Raw genomic sequence first — 2,782 nt, forward strand, 5'->3', positions numbered from 1 at the left:
AGGGCCACTCCTTCAAGAAGAACCCACTGGGCATTCCCCTCACCGGCTGTCCGCTGGATGAGCGCATCTCCGAGGTCCACGCCCTGAAGCGCGAGGGCGACTCGGTGGCCGCGCTCGCCATGGTGGTGCTGGACAACCCCATGTGCCCTGGCACCGGCCACCGCATCTGCAATGACTGCATGAAGGCCTGCATCTTCCAGAAGCAGGAGCCGGTGAACATCCCCCTGGCGGAGACGGCCACCCTCACGGACGTGCTGGAGCTGCCTTGGGGCTTCGAGATCTACGGCCTGCTCACCCGGTGGAACCCGCTCAACGTCCGCCGGCCGTACGCGCTGCCATACCGGGGCCGCAATGTGCTCGTCGTTGGCCTGGGGCCCGCGGGCTACACGCTGGCGCACTTCCTGCTCAACGAGGGCTTCGGCGTCACGGGCATGGACGGCCTGAAGATCGAGACGTTCGATGACGAGCTGCTCGGCCGCAACGGCAAGCCGCTCAGGGCCATCCACGACTGGAAGGCCCTCACCCGCGAGCTGGACGAGCGCGTGCTCGAGGGCTTCGGCGGCGTGTCCGAGTACGGCATCACCGTGCGCTGGGACAAGAACTTCCTCACGCTCATCCACCTGACGCTGGCGCGCCGGGAGAACCTGCGCATCTTCGGCGGCGTGCGCTTTGGTGGCACCCTCACGATCGACGACGCCTGGCAGCTGGGCTTCGATCACATCGCCATCGCCGCGGGCGCGGGCCGCCCCACCATCATCGGGATGAAGAACAACCTCATCCGGGGCATCCGCAAGGCGAGCGACTTCCTGATGGCGCTGCAGCTCACCGGCGCCTTCAAGCGGGACTCGCTGGCCAACCTCCAGATGCAGCTGCCGGCGATCGTCATCGGCGGCGGCCTCACCGGCATCGACACGGCCACGGAGCTGATGGCCTACTACCCGGTGCAGGTGGAGCGGACGCTCGAGCGGCATGAGCGGCTGGCGGCGGACATCGGCGAGGAGGCCGTCCTCGCGAAGCTGGACGGGGAGGAGCGCACCACCTACCAGACCTTCCTGGAGCACGGCCGCGCGGTGCGCGCCGAGCGTGAGCGGGCCAGCGCCGAGGGGCGCGCTCCCGACTTCATCAAGCTCGTACGGAGCTGGGGCGGCGTGAGCCTGGTGTACCGCCGCAACCTCACCGAGTCCCCCGCCTACCGCCTCAACCACGAGGAGGTGGTGAAGGCTCTGGAGGAGGGCATCCGCTTCATCGAGCGCATGAGCCCGGTGGAGGCCCTGCCGGATGCCAGCGGCGCGGTGCGTGCCATCCGCTTCGAGCGCATGGTGGCGAAGGACGGCAAGCTCAAGGGCAGCGGGGAGTTCTTCGAGCTGCCCGCGCGCACCGTCTGCGTGGCGGCGGGCACCTCGCCCAACGTCACCTACGAGAAGGAGTACCCGGGCACCTTCCAGCTCGACGAGAACCAGGAGTACTTCCAGGGGTTCGAGCTCGCGGAGGCGGGGAACGACTTCGAGCTGAAGCCCGTGGCGGCCAGCGAGGATCTGGCGGCGAAGACGGGCTTCTTCACCTCGTACCGGAAGGACGGGCGCTTCATCTCCTTCTATGGAGACAACCACCCCTCCTACGCGGGCAACGTGGTGAAGGCCATGGCCAGCGCGAAGGACGGGTACCCCGAGGTGTCCCGGCTCTACGCCCGGGAGCTGGCCTCGGTGGACTTCCGGGACGAGGTGGCCCAGCGCCAGCGAGACGAGCAGCTGGCCCGGCACTTCGCGAAGCTGGACGAGGCGTTCAACGCCACGGTGGTGGCCGTCAACCGGCTCACGCCCACGATCGTGGAGGTGGTGGTGAAGGCGCCATTCGCGGCCAGCCACTTCGAGCCCGGCCAGTTCTACCGGCTGCAGAACTTCGAGCGGCTGGCCCCTGTCGTCGACGGCACGCGGCTGATCATGGAGGGCCTGGCCCTCACCGGCGCGTGGGTGGACAAGGAGAAGGGGCTGATGGGGACCATCGTGCTGGAGATGGGCTCCTCCTCGCGCCTGTGCGCGGCGCTGCGGCCGGGTGAGCCCGTGGTGCTCATGGGTCCCACCGGCACGCCCACCGAGATCAGCCGCAACGAGACGGTGGCGCTCGTGGGCGGCGGCCTGGGCAACGCGGTGCTCTTCTCGATCGCGCGCTCGCTCAAGGCGGCCGGCTGCCGCGTCGTCTACTTCGCGGGCTACCGGACGAAGGCCGACAGCTTCAAGCAGGACGAGATCGAGGCCGGGACGGACCAGATCGTCTGGTCCGTGGACGGGGGCGAGCTCATCGAGTCCCGGCGCCCGCAGGATGCGGCGTTCAAGGGCAACGTCGTCCAGGCGATGCTCGCCTATGCGCAGGGCACGCTCGGTCCCAAGCCGCTCATCTCCTTGAGCGAGGTGGACCGCATCATCGCCATCGGCTCGGACCGGATGATGCGAGCGGTGCAGCAGGCCCGCCACAGTGTGCTGCAGCCCTTCCTCAAGCCCGAGCACGAGGCCATCGGCTCCATCAACTCGCCGATGCAGTGCATGATGAAGGAGATCTGCGCCCAGTGCCTCCAGAAGCACGTGGATCCGATCACGGGCAAGGAGACGTGGGTGTTCTCCTGCTTCAACCAGGACCAGAAGCTGGACCAGGTGGACTTCGTGAACCTCAACCAGCGCCTGCGCGGCAACACGGTGCTGGAGAAGATCTCGGACGTGTACCTGGCGCGGCTGCTCCAGAAGGTGCCGGACCTGAAGCGCGTCTGAGGCTCAGCGCCCCCCTTGTC

1 protein-coding gene is annotated in these 2,782 nt (G+C 68.2%); it reads left to right on the forward strand.

Annotated features, from left to right (window positions below):
* Positions 1–2,762: FAD-dependent oxidoreductase (locus VD972_RS33840; RefSeq protein ID WP_324992931.1), on the forward strand; the 2,762-nt coding region annotated here is incomplete at its 5' end.
* Between the last annotated feature and the right edge of the window lie 20 nt (positions 2,763–2,782).

Origin of the sequence: Hyalangium sp., from assembly GCF_035629615.1 — a bacterium.
Classification (GTDB): Bacteria; Myxococcota; Myxococcia; order Myxococcales; family Myxococcaceae; genus Hyalangium.